General features: G+C 66.2%; 14 protein-coding genes. 9 read left to right on the forward strand and 5 right to left on the reverse strand.

Annotation, left to right across the window (positions count from 1 at the left end; all coding sequences use genetic code 11):
- Positions 1-37: 37 nt before the first annotated feature.
- The 4 genes from BTO20_RS29150 to BTO20_RS29165 are packed head-to-tail and all read left to right on the forward strand — an operon-like array spanning position 38 to position 4,395.
- On the forward strand, positions 38-1,123 hold the full coding sequence (locus tag BTO20_RS29150; RefSeq protein ID WP_087079384.1) for a cupin domain-containing protein: 1,086 nt from the start codon (positions 38-40) through the stop codon (positions 1,121-1,123).
- A gap of 1 nt (position 1,124) precedes the next feature.
- Positions 1,125-1,949, forward strand: a complete 825-nt coding sequence (locus BTO20_RS29155; protein ID WP_087079385.1) for a fumarylacetoacetate hydrolase family protein — start codon at positions 1,125-1,127, stop codon at positions 1,947-1,949.
- Positions 1,946-2,659, forward strand: coding sequence for a maleylpyruvate isomerase family mycothiol-dependent enzyme (locus tag BTO20_RS29160; RefSeq protein ID WP_087079386.1), 714 nt, complete (start codon positions 1,946-1,948; stop codon positions 2,657-2,659). Before BTO20_RS29155 ends, BTO20_RS29160 begins: the two co-directional genes overlap by 4 nt.
- Before the next feature lie 2 nt (positions 2,660-2,661).
- On the forward strand, positions 2,662-4,395 hold the full coding sequence (locus BTO20_RS29165; protein ID WP_087079387.1) for an FUSC family protein: 1,734 nt from the start codon (positions 2,662-2,664) through the stop codon (positions 4,393-4,395).
- Here the strand turns inward: BTO20_RS29165 and BTO20_RS29170 are convergent.
- Together BTO20_RS29170 and cobF are read right to left on the reverse strand one after the other, a co-directional pair.
- Positions 4,363-4,749 (reverse strand): phage holin family protein, encoded by a 387-nt coding sequence (locus BTO20_RS29170; protein WP_087079388.1) that lies wholly within the window; start codon positions 4,747-4,749, stop codon positions 4,363-4,365. The two genes, BTO20_RS29165 and BTO20_RS29170, sit on opposite strands and share 33 nt — an antisense overlap.
- 5 nt (positions 4,750-4,754) lie before the next feature.
- Positions 4,755-5,519, reverse strand: a complete 765-nt coding sequence (gene cobF / locus BTO20_RS29175; protein ID WP_087079389.1) for a precorrin-6A synthase (deacetylating) — start codon at positions 5,517-5,519, stop codon at positions 4,755-4,757.
- A 124-nt stretch (positions 5,520-5,643) separates the two neighbouring features.
- Between cobF and BTO20_RS29180 the strand changes: the two genes are divergently transcribed.
- Positions 5,644-6,897, forward strand: coding sequence for a diiron oxygenase (locus tag BTO20_RS29180; protein ID WP_087079390.1), 1,254 nt, complete (start codon positions 5,644-5,646; stop codon positions 6,895-6,897).
- Here the strand turns inward: BTO20_RS29180 and BTO20_RS29185 are convergent.
- Complete coding sequence (locus BTO20_RS29185; RefSeq protein WP_087079391.1) at positions 6,881-8,065, reverse strand: MFS transporter; 1,185 nt, start codon at positions 8,063-8,065, stop codon at positions 6,881-6,883. The two genes, BTO20_RS29180 and BTO20_RS29185, sit on opposite strands and share 17 nt — an antisense overlap.
- Before the next feature lie 60 nt (positions 8,066-8,125).
- Between BTO20_RS29185 and BTO20_RS29190 the strand changes: the two genes are divergently transcribed.
- The 3 genes from BTO20_RS29190 to BTO20_RS29200 are packed head-to-tail and all read left to right on the forward strand — an operon-like array spanning position 8,126 to position 11,772.
- Positions 8,126-9,130, forward strand: coding sequence for a chemotaxis protein CheB (locus tag BTO20_RS29190; RefSeq protein WP_087079392.1), 1,005 nt, complete (start codon positions 8,126-8,128; stop codon positions 9,128-9,130).
- Complete coding sequence (locus tag BTO20_RS29195) at positions 9,123-9,884, forward strand: STAS domain-containing protein (RefSeq protein ID WP_087079393.1); 762 nt, start codon at positions 9,123-9,125, stop codon at positions 9,882-9,884. Before BTO20_RS29190 ends, BTO20_RS29195 begins: the two co-directional genes overlap by 8 nt.
- 49 nt (positions 9,885-9,933) lie before the next feature.
- On the forward strand, positions 9,934-11,772 hold the full coding sequence (locus tag BTO20_RS29200) for a CheR family methyltransferase (RefSeq protein WP_087082854.1): 1,839 nt from the start codon (positions 9,934-9,936) through the stop codon (positions 11,770-11,772).
- Here the strand turns inward: BTO20_RS29200 and BTO20_RS29205 are convergent.
- Both BTO20_RS29205 and BTO20_RS29210 read right to left on the reverse strand, forming a co-directional pair.
- Positions 11,769-12,158 (reverse strand): hypothetical protein, encoded by a 390-nt coding sequence (locus tag BTO20_RS29205; protein WP_087079394.1) that lies wholly within the window; start codon positions 12,156-12,158, stop codon positions 11,769-11,771. The two genes, BTO20_RS29200 and BTO20_RS29205, sit on opposite strands and share 4 nt — an antisense overlap.
- Positions 12,142-12,855 (reverse strand): GAF and ANTAR domain-containing protein, encoded by a 714-nt coding sequence (locus tag BTO20_RS29210; RefSeq protein ID WP_087079395.1) that lies wholly within the window; start codon positions 12,853-12,855, stop codon positions 12,142-12,144. Before BTO20_RS29210 ends, BTO20_RS29205 begins: the two co-directional genes overlap by 17 nt.
- 122 nt (positions 12,856-12,977) lie before the next feature.
- On the opposite strand from BTO20_RS29210, the gene BTO20_RS29215 reads away from it, so the two are divergent.
- Positions 12,978-13,841: an LLM class flavin-dependent oxidoreductase gene (locus BTO20_RS29215; protein WP_087079396.1), complete on the forward strand. Its 864-nt coding sequence runs from the start codon at positions 12,978-12,980 to the stop codon at positions 13,839-13,841.
- Position 13,842: the final 1 nt, after the last annotated feature.

A 13,842-nucleotide genomic window follows, 5' to 3' on the forward strand; every position in this document is an offset into this window, starting at 1 on the left:
CTACGCAGGTCGACCGGCGCCGCCTTAGCGTCAAGACATGGCCCACACAGCTCACGCGGAATCCCAGCTCTCCGATCCAGAGCTGGACCGGCTCTACGCCGACTTCGACCACGCTCATCTCAATCCACTGTGGACCCAGTTGGATTCGCTCATGCCCGGCACCCCGAGCCCGCGTGCCGTGCCCTTCGTCTGGAAATGGTCGACGCTGTACCCCTTGGCGCAGCGCGCGGGCGACCTCGTTCCGGTCGGCCGGGGTGGGGAACGCCGAGCCATCGCCCTGGCCAACCCGGGGCTGGGGGGTGCGCCATACCTGACGCCGACGTTGTGGGCCGCGATTCAGTACCTCGGCCCGAAGGAGACCGCGCCCGAGCACCGGCACAGCCAGAACGCGTTCCGGTTCGTCGTCGAAGGGGACGGCGTCTGGACCGTCGTCAACGGTGATCCGGTGGCGATGCGCCGCGGCGACCTGCTGCTCACCCCGGGCTGGGCCTTTCACGGGCACCACAACGAAACCGATCAGCCGATGGCTTGGCTCGACGGTCTCGACATCCCACTCGTGCACTACACCGATACCGGATTTTTCGAGTTCGGCGCCGACGGTGTCACCGACGAATCGACTCCGGACATCTCGCGGTCCGAACGGCTGTGGGCGCATCCGGGGCTCCGCCCGCTCGTCGGCCTCGACACCAGGACCAGCTCACCGATGGCCGCCTACCGCTGGGAGCACACCGACGCCGCCCTTCGCGAGCAACTCGCACTCGAAGACGAAGGCTTCAGTGCCACAACCGAACCCGGCCACGCCGCGGTGCGCTACACCAACCCGACCACCGGTGGTGATGTGTTGCCCACCATCCGCGCGGAATTCCACCGGCTCCGTGCAGGCGCGTCAACACGCGCACGCCGCGACGTCGGATCGGCGGCATATCAGGTCTTCGACGGCTCCGGCGAATTCCACCTCGGCGACACCACGTATTCCGTTGGCAAGGGGGACCTGATCGTCGTGCCGTCCTGGGTCGAATGGTCCATCCACGCTGACGATGAACTCGATCTCTTCACATTCTCCGACGCTCCGGTGGTCGAGCGCCTCGGATTCCACCGCACCATCACCCGACAAGGAGCCTGACATGAAACTCGCCACGCTGCGCCTGGCCGGTGGCACCGCCGCGGTCCGGGTCAATGCCGACAACCGCACCGCAACGGTCGTCGTCGGCCATCCCGACCTGTCTTCCCTACTGGACCAAGCAGATTGGCGGACCATCGCCGCGCAGGCCGACGGTGCCACGATCAGTCTCGACGACGCCGATTACGCACCTGTGGTGCCACGGCCCGGCAAGATCGTGTGTGTGGGATTGAACTATGCCACGCACATCAAGGAGATGGGCCGCGAACTGCCGCAGTATCCGACGCTGTTCGCGAAGTGGGCCGAGGCGCTCACCGGACCGTACGACGACGTCATCGTCCCCGAATACGCTGCCGCCGAACTGGACTGGGAAGCCGAGCTGGCATTCGTCATCGGCAGACAGGCCTACCAGGTGCCCGAAGCCGAAGCCATCGACTACATCGCGGGTTACTCGGTGATCAACGACTACACCATGCGCGACTATCAGTACCGCACGCTGCAATGGGACCAGGGCAAGAATTTCGAGAAGACAAGCGGTTTCGGCCCGTTCCTGGTCACCGACTATCAGCTGGGCACCACCATCGAAGCCCGGTTGGACGGCGAGGTGATGCAGCATGCCAGCACCGACGACCTGGTGTTCACGCCGGCGGCCCTCGTCTCCTACATCAGCCACATCGTCACACTGCAGCCCGGCGACGTCGTCATCACGGGCACCACCGGCGGCGTCGGCCACGCCCGTAAGCCACCACGCCACATCGGCAACGGCCAGACAGTCGAGGTCAGCATCGACGGGTTGGGCACCGTCCGCAACAGGACCATCGTCAAATGAGCGCCTTCGCCGATCTGCCCCGCTCCGAACGTCTGCTGGTCGCCCGGCGCGGAACCGCGTACTTCGCTCAGCGCTTGGCAGAACTGACTGACGACGACCTCGATCGCGACACCCTGCTGACCGGCTGGACCCGTCGGCACTTGCTCGCCCACGTCGGCTATAACGCCGCGGCGTTGTGCCGGTTACTGGACTGGGCTGCCACGGGAGTCGAAATGCCGATGTATGAGTCCCCGGAGGCGCGTGCTCGGGAGATCGAGGAGGGCGCCACGCTCAGCGCGGCGGCGCTGCGAAACCTCTTCGACCACACCGTCGCCCGGCTCGACGAGAAGTGGCGACACCTGCCGGATGCGGCCTGGCAGGCGCAGGTTCGCACGGCCCAGGGCCGCGTCGTGCCCGCCGCAGAGACGGTCTGGATGCGCTGCCGCGAGGTGTGGATCCACGCCGTCGACCTCGACAACGGCGCGCAGTTCGGCGATTTTCCCGACATCATGCTGCAGTCGTTGCTCACCGATATCGTCGGGATGTGGCGCAGAAAGAATCGCGGTGACGGCATCGTGCTCGAGGTGACGGGGATGGCACCGGTCGCGGTCAGCGACGGGCCTCAAAAACAGGTGATCAGCGGACCGCTGGCCTCAGTGGTCCGGTGGGCCGCCGGACGCGGCGCGGTCGGCTTGACCGATGAGGTGCCCGACCCGCCGCCCTGGCTGTAACCATGCCGGACCGGCCCGCGCCAAAACCGGTTTCCCACCCGCTGCGCAACGTCTTCGTGCTCAACCCGGGACCGCAGCGGTTTCTGTTCGCGCTGCGCGCCGGGCTGTGTATGGCGGTTCCGGTCCTGGTCGGCTGGGCCACAGGGCACACCGCAGCCGGGCTGATCGCCACCATCGGCGGGTTCACCTCGGTGTACGGCAGCGGCAGACCCTATCTCAACCGGGGCATGTATCTGGGCACGGTGGCGCTGTGCTTCGCGGTCGCCGTGGCACTCGGGGATTGGGCGGCCGCGACGCCGTGGCTGGCGGTGGGAACGGTCACGGTGATCGCGATGGTCGCCGCGCTGGTCTGCAACGCGCTGGCCATCGGACCGCCCGGCGCGTACCTGTTCGTGCTGGCGTGCGCGGCGGGCACCGGCGTGGCCACCACGCACTTGTCGCCGCTGCACCTGGCGGCGCTCGTGCTCGCCGGCGGTGCCTTCGCGTGGGCGGTGCACATGGCGGGAGCGCTCGTGCGTCCGCGCGGCCCGGAACGCGCCGCGGCCGCGGCCGCGGCAAACGCGATCGCCGGGTACATCGACACAATGGGCGATGGGCCCGCCGAAGCCTCCGCCCGGCACCGAGCCGCCACACTGCTGCACACCGCGTGGATCACGCTGGTCACCTACCAGCCGGTGCAGCCCAAACCCGACGACACGCTCTACCGCCTGCGGGTGATCAACCGTCGGCTGCATGCGCTGTTCGCGGAGGCCATGCGTAGCGCCGACGCCGGTCGGCCGCTGCCGTTCGACGGGGCCGAGCTGGCCAGGCATCTGGCCACCGTGCCCGCCGACGCCTTCGTCGACGACCATGGCGCTGAAGGTGTTCCGCTCGGCAGGCCGAGCGCGGCGACGCTGTTGCGCCGGGCCGCGACCCCGGGTTCGAACTCGCTGCGACTGGCCGCCCGCGTCGGAATCGCGGTATTGATCGCCGGTGCCATCGCCGGTGCGCTGGGCATCAGTCACGCGTATTGGGCCATGGCGACCGCGGTGCTGATGCTGCATCAAGGTTTCGACTGGCTGCGCACCATCCAGCGCGGCATCGAACGGACGCTGGGCACCTGGCTCGGACTCGGCGTCGCTGGGGCGATCCTGGCCCTGCACCCGCAGGGAGTGTGGTTGGCCTTGGTGCTGGGCGCGTTGCAGTTCACCATCGAGATGTTCGTGGTGCGCAACTACACCCTGGCCGTCATCTTCATCACGCCCGCAGCGCTGACCATCGCGTCAGGCGGCGCCCCGGTCACCGACCTCGGGAACCTGCTGCTCGCCCGCGGCGGCGACACCCTGATCGGCTGTGCCGTCGCACTTTTGGTGTATTGGGTGATCGAACGCGGCAGTCCGCCTGCCCGACTCACCGCTGCCATCTCCGCCACCCTGGCCGCGGTTGACACGGCCGTCGCCCATCTTGCGGCCGGCGACGTCACCTCACCGGTGGCCCGCACGGACCGCCGGGATCTGCAGCTGCAGGCGATGGCGATGCTGCCCGCGTACGACATCGACGTCGGCGGATCGGCCACGCAACGCGCTGCCGCGGAACGCATGTGGCCCACGGTGGTGGTCGCCGAGCAGCTCGCCTACCGCACCCTGGCGGCGTGCTGGGCGTTGGAACACGATGGCAACACCGAGGCGGCCGCCGACACTGCTGCCGATCTGGCCGAGCAGCTCTCAGCGCTCGGGCTGCCAGACCAGCGACAGTAGCCAGCTGACGATCGACAGCACGATCGCCGCCCAGATCGCGGTCCACCAGAACTCGTTGATCTGCAAGCCCCAGTGGGTGGTGCTCTCGGTGATCCGCGACGTGATCCACAGCATGAGTGCGTTGATCACGATGTGGATGAGTCCGAGCGTCAGGATGTAGAGCGGTATCGAGAGGATCTGCACGATCGGTTTGATGATGGCGTTGACGACGCCGAAGATCACCGCGACGACGAAGATGATCCCGACGCGCGCCAGCGTGGTGTCGCCGCCGACGAAACTCATTCCCGGCACGATCAGCGTCACGATCCACAGCGCGAGCCCGGTCAGCCCGGCGCGCAACAGAAATGAGGTCATGGGTGTCAGTCTGCCGATCGCAGTAGGTAGGTGTCCATGATCCAGCCGTGGCGTTCGCGCGCTTCGGCCCGCGCCGCGACGATCTGCTCGCCCACCTCGCCGACCCGGCCGGCGAAGAGGATCTCGTCGGGCGTACCGAGGTAGGCACCCCACCAGATCCGGGTCTGCTGCGGGCACTCCTGGAACGAGCATTCGGCGTCGAGCATCACCACCGCGGTGCCGGAGATGCCCTCATCGCGCAACCGGCGGCCCGTGGTGATCAGCACCGGCTCGCCGATGTCGTTGAGCGGTATGCGATGCCGCGCGGTCAGCGCCTGGACGGCGGTGATGCCCGGAATGACGTCGTAGTCGAATTCCACGTGCTCGGCGACCCGGTCGAGGATGCGCAGCGTGCTGTCGTACAGCGACGGATCCCCCCACGCCAGAAACGCACCGACACCGTCCGGTCCGAGTTCGGTCTCGATGGCCTGTGCCCAGATCTTGGCCCGCTCGGCATGCCAGTCGGCGACAGCGCTGGTGTATTCGCCGGTCGTCGCCCGCGGCGGGTCGACCAGTTCGACGAACCGGTAGCCAGGCTCCCCCGGTGCGTGCGTAATGAACCGTTCGCAGATGGCTCGTCGCAGCGCGACCAGCTCATCGGTATCCGTCCCCCGCCGCGGGCCCTTGTCCATCGCGAAGAACACCTGTGTGTGGTTGAGCGCGGAAACCGCTTGTGCCGTGACGTAGTCGGGATCGCCCGCGCCGATACCGATGACATGGATGTGGCGCACACCCGAAGGGTAACGATCCGACAGCTCGCCAAAGTATGCGGTACCGTGGGTATTGACTAAGTGTTGCGAAGGGCCCTAACTTCGATGAGCAGCTTCGCTCCGGTCAGTCGAAGGGACGTCAACGGTGACATCTTCGGTCAGGGCGGCCAACGCCGCCACACGTGACGAGTTCGCTGAGCGCCTGCTCAAGGGTTCGGTGCGCAAATCCTATGCACCGGTCGTGGACATCGACTGGGACGCACCGCTGGATCCCGACAAGTTCTACCTGCCCCCGAAGACGGTGTCGCTGTACGGAACGCTGTTGTGGGACAGCATGACCCGCGCCCAGCAGATCGAGCTGTCACGGCAGGAGCTGGTCAACACGCTCTCGGCGGGCATCTGGTTCGAGAACATCCTCAACCAGGCGCTGCTGCGCAAGATGATGCATCAGGACCCCACCGCCCGCGCCACCCACTACGAGCTCACCGAGCTGGGCGACGAAACCCGGCACATGGTGATGTTCGGCAGGGCGATCGAGAAGGTCGACGCCAAACCGGTGCGCCCGCGGCTGTATCAGCGCATGATCATCAACGCTCTGCCGTTCGCCTTCCGCGGTTCGTTGTTGTGGGTGGCCGCGTTGATCGGCGAGGAGATCTTCGACTCGCTGCAGCGGCAGATGATGGATGATCCGGAACTGCAGCCGATGATCCAGCGCCTCATGCGGATTCATGTCACCGAAGAGGCCAGGCACATCCAATTCGCCCGCGACGGGCTGCGCAAGCGCACGCCGACGATGCCGTGGATCACCCGCGCCTGGGTCGGCAACCTCAACGGCGTCGGTGGTCTGTTCTTCCGCTTCCTGTTCACCAACAAGGTGCAGTACCACCGTGTGGGCCTCGACGCCCGTGCGGCCCGTGCGATGGCCCGCGCGAGCACCCACCGGCATGAGACCCAGATCGCCGGGTTCGCCCCGCTGGGCGCGTTCCTGGAGGAGGTCGGGCTGATGGGCCCGATCGCTCGTCGGTTGTGGCGCCGCACCGGGTTCCTGCCCGCCGCCGCACGGCGTGGCACGGGGGCGCCGACGGACGCGGGCACGGGCGCCGAGCCCGACGACGACGTGTACGACGGCGCCGCGGCTCTGCAGATCGCCGACCAGGAACACCCCGTGCGGGTCCGCCTGACCGGGCACCTGGACCCCATCGATGGCCGATACCACTGGCGCGGAACGATTCTCGACGCACCGAACTTGGTCAGCATCGGCCCGGTGCGGCTCGGCATCGAATCCCGGTGCGTGGACGCGCGAATCACCGAACGCACCGCACAGGGCAGCTATTCGATCGTCGGCGTCGGCGCGCCGCCGTTCGCCCTGCCGAACGTCGAGGTCACCGTCGTCGAGTGACGGCGGTCCTGCCGAGCAGCGCGAGCGCGAACACACCGCCGGCGATGCCTGACACCAGCAGCGGCAACTGCCCGGCCTGGCCCGGGATGCCGTTCCACAGCAGACCGGCCCACAGTCCGGCGCCGAGCACGGCAAAACCGCTGAGCCCCTGGAAAACTCCCTGGGCACTGCCTTGCAGATCGGCACCGACCAACGACGACACCCAGGCTTTGCCGACCCCGTCGGTGCACCCGGTGAACAGGCCGTATGCCCCGATCAACAGCCAGGCCAGGACCGGATCGGTGGTCAGGCCCAGCCCGGCATAGCCGACCGCGAAGAACGCCAGGCCGATGCCGAACACCGGCAACCGCCCGAGCCGGTCGGCCAGCAGCCCCGCCGGGTAGCTGGAGATCGCGTACACCGCGTTGTAGGTCACGTAGGCCAGGATCACCTCGACGACGGAGAAGCCGATCTCGTTGAGCCGCAACAACAGAAGGGCGTCGGGAAAGTTCACCAGCCCGAACAGCACCAGCACGGCCGTCACCCGCCAGTACCGGCCGGGCAGTTCACGCACCTGCGCGAACATCGGCGTGCGCACCGTGACCGCGGACCGCCCGTGCTCCGCAACCAGGAACACGAGTGCCACGCTGAGGACAGCCGGTATCACCGCGATCCACAGCAGTGGCGGGATCTGGTGGTCGAGCAGTTCATAACCCGCGAGGCCGAGCAACGGCCCGACCACCGCCCCCAAAGTGTCCATGGCCCGGTGAAATCCGAACACTCGGCCGCGGACGGACGCGTCGACGCCGGCGACCAGCAGGGCATCCCGCGGGGCGCCCCGCACACCTTTGCCGAGCCGGTCCACGACCCGCCCCGCCAGCACGCCCGGCCAGGCTCCGGCAGCCGCGACGATCACCTTGCCCAGTGCGGCCATGCCGTAACCGGTGGCGATCAACGGACGCTTCGCGAACCGGTCCCCGAGCGGACCCGCCGCCAGCTTGGTCAACGCGGCCGCGCCTTCCGCTGCGCCCTCGACGGCGCCGACCACCGCCGGTGGTGCGCCCAGGACCGCGGTCAGGTAGATGGGCAGCAGCGGATAGAGAAGTTCGCTCGCAGCATCCTGAAGAAACGACACCGCGGAGAGCACCCGAACATTGCGGGTGAGCCAGGTCCGCACACTGAAAATCATGCCGTGTCGCGATGCATTGCCTAGGCGTAGGTTGGGTAATCAGGGCACATAGGGTGCACGATGACAGACTTTGACGGGGCAACAGGCGTAGTCGCGGTCGGCGCTTCGGCCGGCGGCGTGGAGGCGTTGACCCGGTTGGCTGCTGGTCTCACACCGGATCTGCCGTATGCGGTTCTGGTGGTGTTGCACATGCCTGCCGATGTGCCCAGCGTGCTCGCCAGGATTCTCAATCGAGCTGGACCACTACCGGCGAATACGGCGTTGACAGGTGCGCCACTAGTATCCGGAAACATCTACGTCGCGGCGCCAGACCGCCACTTGCTGGTCCACGACCATCAGGCATTGTTGACCGAAGGACCGACCGAGAATGGTCACCGCCCGGCCATCAACGCGTTGTTCAGGTCGGCCGCACTCACATATGGTCCGCGCACGATCGGCGTGTTGCTCTCGGGCGTACTCGACGACGGTGTGCTCGGTTCGGCGGCCATCAGATCCAGGGGCGGCACGACCATCGCGCAAACGCCGGCCGACGCGCTGTTCCCGTCGATGCCGCTGAACGCGGTCGAGGCCGGGGTGATCGACCACCAGGCCGACGCCGCCGACATGGGTGGGCTCATCAAACAGCTCACCGAGCGGGCTATCAAGGAACGACAGATGGAACCTGACAACTCCATGGAGCTCGAGAACAGAATCGCCATGTCAAAGCCATTTTCGACCGACTTCGACGCCGAGGCGCTCGGTCCCCCATCGGGTTATATCTGCCCGGATTGCAACGGCTCACTCGCCGCAGTGGGCAAGGGCAGTTACCGGTGCCGGGTCGGCCATGCCTGGACAGCCGAAGCCCTGTTGCGGGCACGCGATCAGGAAATGGAGAGCGCACTATGGATTGCGCTGCGCAGCCTGCAGGAAAAGGCCAAGCTCTCGCGTCACCTCGCAGACCAAACGGGGCCCGGCCAGATGGCCGAGCGGTACTACAAGATCGCCGACGAGGCCGACCACGCGGTGTCTGTGCTCAGTGAACGGCTGTCGGCAACGACCCGGCAATCGGAGGGCCACGGTGGCTAGCGCACAGAGCCCGCTTGCCGTGTCGACCCGGGTGTGGGGCAACAACCAGGTGCTGAGCGTCGGCGGCGTCCTCGACCGTAGCACCTACCGTGACCTGCGCGACTTGGTCATCAAGACGGCGCTGGATGAGCCTCGAGCAGTCATCATCGATGTCACCGATCTCCAGGTTTCGGCTGAGTCGGCATGGTGTGTGTTCACGAGCGCACGCTGGCATGTCAGTGTCTGGCCAGACGTCCCACTGATTTTGGTCTGCCGCCACGCCGGCGGCCGCGAGGCGATCAGGCGGAATGGCATCACCCGCTACGTCCCCCTGTACGCGACGATCGACTCTGCGCACAGGGCTGTCCGCACAGAAGACCTCGAGCCGCCACGCCGGCGAGCTCGCGCCCAACTGCCCGCCGTGCATTCGAGTCTGCGCCGCGCGCGCCAACTGGCCGCCGAATGGTTGACGAACTGGTCACAAGCAGAGATCGTTCCGGTCGCCGCCATCGTGGTCGATGTGCTGGTCGAGAACGTCCTGGAGCACACCCTCAGTGCGCCGCAATTGATCGTCGAGAGCCGGGGTGACGCCGTCACCGTCGCGGTGTCCGACGACAGCCGGGCACCCGCGGTCCGACATGAAGATCCACACCGGGGCGGTGACACGGTGTCCGGACTTGCCGTGGTCGCCGCGCTCGCCCGCGCATGGGGAAGCACACCGACATCGACCGGAAAGACGGTGTGGGCGGTCATCGGTCCAGAGAATTCGCTGTAGCCCCCGGGTAATGTTCAGCACAACCTTGCAGGCGGTTGAACGGGGCAAGATGGAACCGACAGACGAATCCTTCGAAGCGCTGCTGCGCTACATGCGCGACTCCCGCGGATTCGACTTCACCGGTTACAAGCGCACCTCACTGGTCAGGCGGGTCCGGCACCGTATGGACCATGCCGGCTACGACACCTTCGACCAATACCTCGACGTGCTGCAGGCCAGCTCCGAAGAGTTCTCGGCGCTGTTCAACACCATCCTGATCAACGTCACGTCGTTCTTCCGGGATCCGGACGCATGGGAGTTCGTGCGCACCGACGTCATCCCCCGGATGCTCGCCGAACGGGGCCCCGACGATCCGATCCGGGTGTGGAGCGCGGGCTGCGCCTCCGGCCAGGAGGCCTACACACTGGCCATCCTGCTGGCAGAGGCCCTAGGGCCGGACGCATTCCGGCAGCGGGTCAAGATCTACGCCACCGACATCGACGAGGAGGCCCTCACCGAGGCCCGCGCGGCGTCCTACGACGAGAAGGCGATCGAGTCGGTTCCGTCTGTGCTCTTGGCGCGCTACTTCGAACAGGTCAACGGCCGCTACGTCTTTCACAAGGACCTGCGTCGCGCAGTCATCTTCGGCCGCAACGATTTGGTCAAAGACGCGCCGATCTCGCGCGTCGACCTGCTGGTGTGCCGCAACACCCTGATGTACCTCAACGCGGAGACGCAACGAAACGTGTTGGGCCGCCTGCACTTTGCCTTGGGCGCGCAAGGCACACTCTTCCTCGGCCACGCCGAGATGCTGCTCAGTCACGCCGACCGGTTCACGCCGCTGAACCTCAAACACCGGGTGTTCCGCAAGGCGGCAGGTTCTCACACCGGGTTCGAACGTTACGACCCCGCGGCATCGATGTACGACCGCCACGGTGAACTGCCGGGCTTGACCACAGTGCGGGAGCTGGCTTTCCGGGCCAGCCCGGTCGCCCAGATCGTCGTGACCGGCGAAGACACCGTCGCCATGATCAATCAGCAGGCCGAGGCGATCTTCGGTCTGTCAGCCCGCGACATCGGCCGGCTCCTGCGGGATCTCGAGGTGTCCTACCGTCCGGTCGAGCTCCGCGCCTATATCGAGCAGGCGAAGGTCGAACGTCGCTCCGCGCGGATCCAAGACGTGAAGTGGCAACGTCCCGGCGCGGAGACCGTGTGGTTCGAGATCCATGTCAATCCGTTGGTCGACGCCGACAACGGCCTGTTGGGTGTGTCGATCGTGTTCTTCGACGTCACCGCGACTCGAGCGCTCGTAGACAAAGTGGTGCAGACCAACCGCCAACTGGAGGCGGCCTACGAGGAACTGCAGTCCACCAACGAAGAACTCGAAACCACCAACGAGGAACTGCAGTCGACTGTGGAAGAGTTGGAGACCACCAACGAGGAACTGCAGTCCACCAACGAAGAACTCGAGACGATGAACGAGGAGTTGCAGTCCACCAACGACGAACTGCACACCATCAACGACACGTTGCGGGAACGGAGCATCGAGCTCGACGACGCCCGGACATTCCTGGATTCCCTGGTCAATTCGATCCATCTCGGCATGGTGGTGGTCGACCGGGAGATGCGGGTGGTGGTGTGGAATCGGCACTGCGAGGACCTGTGGGGGCTGCGAGCCGATGAGACGACCGGCACGGTCCTGACGTCGTTGGACATGGGATTACCGCTCGAGCCTGTGCGCCCACTGATCGGGAATGCCTTCGTCGACACCGGCCAGACCGGAGAGGTGGTGCTCGATGCAGTTAATCGGCGCGGCCGTCACACCCGAGTCAGAGTGAGCTGCACGGCATTCCGCTCCGCCGACGGCGGTGTCAAAGGTGCGTTGCTATTGATGGAAGAATTGACCTAACGGACTTCAGCTGCGGCGGCAGCGCGAGCCGCTGCGGCTGCGGCCTCGTGCCATTCGGCGGCGTCACGGTGCGTCTGCGCGGCGTCTTGATGTTTCGCGCCGTCCCCGTTGCCCGCTGTCATGGCCGCCTGTTCGTGCGCTGCGGCCGCACGCCGGTGCGCCTCGCCGGCCTCGGCATGGCGTTGCGCGGCAGCCAGATGGGCGACCATGGCATTGCGCCGGGAGTCCTCAGCGCACCGTTGGGCGTATGCGACGTCCCGCGCCGACGGAGCGATGCCGCGCGCCAGCTCAGAGCGTCGCTGCTGCAGCTCGACGACGCGTTGCCGCGCTGCGTTGGCGCGCTCGCGGGGCGTGGATCGCTCAGTCCTCTCAGTCGTCGACGACATCGGAGATGCGCTCCGCATGCACGATTTCGTGCGCGATGTCGACAAGAGGCGTGTTGGAGTTCTGCGACAACCGCTTGAGGACTTCGAAGGCCTGGACGGCGTCGATCTTGAAGCGTTCCATCAGCATGCCTTTGGCCTGGCCGATGAGGTCGCGGGTGGCCAGCGCACTGCGGAACTGTTCGTCACGGCGCAGCAGATTCCACGCCAGCGCGGCGTGGGTGGCGACGATCAGACCGGCCTCCACCGCGTCGGCGTCGAACGCGTACTTACGCTCGGCATAGAAGTTCAAGGCGCCCATCGTCTGGTGGTCGGCATAGAGCTGAAAGGCCATGATCGAGCGGATCGGGGTTTCGTCGCAGGTGTCCCGGCAGTAGGCGGGCCAGCGCTGTTCGGTCTCGATGTCATCGATCTTGGTGATGTGCTGTTCCCACGCCGCGGTGAGGCACGGGCCCTCGCCGGACCGTTGCTGGAACTTGTCGAGGAGAGCCGGGTACTCGCTGGTAGCGGCTGCGGTGTGCAGTTTGCCATCACGAGACGCGATGGTGATGCCGGCGTGCTGAGCGGCGTCGATGTAGTTGACGCCGCTCTCGGAGAGTTCGCTCAGCACCGCGTCGACATCGGAATGCGACGACTCTTGAATATCGCGGATCATGTCGCTGATCTGCAGTGCGATGATCGCGTGCGGGGTGTCTGCCATCGAACTCACTCCCATCCCCTCGGGCGACGGGCACGTCGCGAGAGGCAGTTGAGCCAATCGTAACGCTGAACGTTCGCTGATCGACCGACCCAAGTTCTAGAACACGTTCTAGTGTGTAGGGCATGCGGTTCACCTATGCCGAAGCCATGACCGATCCCACCTACTACATCCCGTTGGCCAAGGCAGCCGAGGCGGCCGGGTACCACGCCATGACGATTCCGGACAGCATCGCCTACCCATTCGAGTCGGATTCGAAGTATCCCTACACGCCCGACGGCAATCGCGAGTTTCTCGACGGCAAGTCCTTCATCGAGGCGTTCGTGCTGGCCTCGGCGCTGTGCGCGGTGACCACCACGCTGAAGTTCAACTTTTTCGTGCTCAAGCTGCCCATCCGCCCACCCGCCTTGGTGGCCAAGCAGGTCGGGTCGCTCAACGCGATGTTCGACAACCGACTCGGACTCGGTGTGGGTACCAGCCCGTGGCCCGAGGACTACGAGCTGATGGGCGTGCCGTTCGCCAAGCGAGGCAAGCGCATGGACGAATGCATCGACATCATCCGCGGGCTCACCACCGGTGAGTACTTCGAGTACCACGGCGAGTTCTACGACATTCCCAAAACCAAGATGACACCGGCGCCGTCAAAGCCGGTGCAGATCCTGGTCGGCGGGCATGCCGACGCCGCGCTACGGCGGGCGGCCCGGTGCGACGGCTGGATGCACGGTGGCGGCACCGACGACCTCGACGTACTGATCAAGCGACTCAATAGGATTCGCGAGGAGGAAGGACGCACGGGTCCGTTTGAGATTCACGTCATCTCGGCCGACGCGTTCACCCTCGACGGCGTCAAACGCCTCGAAGACAAGGGGGTGACCGACGTGATCGTCGGATTCCGGCTGCCCTACATCAAGGGTGAGGACACCGAACCGCTGGACCGCAAGATCCGGCACCTGGAGAAATTCGCCGAGCACGTCATCGCCAAGGTGTAGC

It is taken from the genome of Mycobacterium dioxanotrophicus, assembly GCF_002157835.1.
In the GTDB taxonomy this organism is placed as follows: domain Bacteria; phylum Actinomycetota; class Actinomycetes; order Mycobacteriales; family Mycobacteriaceae; genus Mycobacterium; species Mycobacterium dioxanotrophicus.